The 1,185-nt window shown below is 56.0% G+C and carries 1 protein-coding gene; it reads right to left on the reverse strand.

Going from position 1 to position 1,185, the window contains the following annotated elements:
• Nucleotides 1-21 precede the first annotated feature (21 nt).
• Nucleotides 22-1,137, reverse strand: coding sequence for an ISAs1 family transposase (locus ACLIIZ_RS21060; protein WP_416695657.1), 1,116 nt, complete (start codon nucleotides 1,135-1,137; stop codon nucleotides 22-24).
• Between the last annotated feature and the right edge of the window lie 48 nt (nucleotides 1,138-1,185).

The following is a 1,185-nucleotide window of genomic DNA, read 5'->3' on the forward strand; positions in this document are numbered from 1 at the left end:
CAGGGCCTTTGCACTCGAACATCATAATGGTTGAATTCCGAGGATGCTGCGCATGATGGACTCGTCCCAATTGGCGAACTTGCGCTTCTGGCGCTTGCTGAGTTTCTTTTTGGTGAACGAAGGTTGTGTCGTGTCCAGGCTGAGCATATTGATGACGACACGACGGATCAGCGAGAGGATTTCCGGTGCATTGTCTTTCTTGACCATGCAGTCGTCTTCGCTGAAATTGACATCGAGTATCCAGTGAAGCTTGTTTTCCACCGCCCAGTGCTCACGGATGGCCTTGGCCATCGCTTCGGGCGTCAGCTCTCGCGACGAGATGTAATAGCGCTGTTCAAGATCACTGGTTTTGCTCCCCACCTGACGCAACGAGGCCACCATGGCGATGGTTTTGCACTGGTGCCATTCCTGCCAGTCGATGGCGGCCTCAGTGGCTGGCGCCGTCCAAGTCAATTGACTCACCACACGCCCGTGGCTGGTATCCAGATGCTCGAAACGCGGCATGTCGGAACGGAGTTCCGTACTGAAGGCGGCGCTAACTTTTTCCAGCAAGGTAGGCTGGTTGCCCTTGACCATCAACAGGTAGTCGCCGCCCTTGTCGATGATCTTCCGGGCAATCTCCTTCTGGCAGCCCATGGCATCGATGCTGACCAGAAAGCCTTTTACATACAGGGCTTCGAGCAGTTCCGGAATGGCGGTGATCTCATTGCTCTTCTGCTCAACGCGTTCTTGGCCAAAGACAATGCCCAGGTCGGTGGAGAAGGCACTGACGATGTGCGCCGGTCGGCGTACCCCATCGACCGAACCGCGAATCGTCTTACCATCGATCGCCATCTGGCCCGGCGGCGCGGCCGCCGGCACGATCTGACTCACCCAGCGGCGAAAGAAGGCTTCGAACTGTTTGGGATCCAACGCCCGAAACAGACGGTAGAAGGTCGCCGAAGACGGGATGCCATTCTTCAGCGTCAGAAACTTCTTCAGCCAGGGTTGGCGCGCCTCTGCCCAGAAGGAAAAATCCTCACAGGTATCCATGTCACAAAGGCTGGCGCAGATGGCGATCACCAGCAGCTCCCGGAAATCGTAGAGCGTTCCATTACTGGTTTCTCGCGGGTCTTCAAGCTCATCAAGGCAATCCATCAGACTGAAGCTTCCATGGCGCATTTCGTCCGTCCAAAAGACGAAAGT

The organism is Azonexus caeni, from assembly GCF_048146105.1.
Classification (GTDB): domain Bacteria; phylum Pseudomonadota; class Gammaproteobacteria; order Burkholderiales; family Rhodocyclaceae; genus Azonexus; species Azonexus aromaticus_B.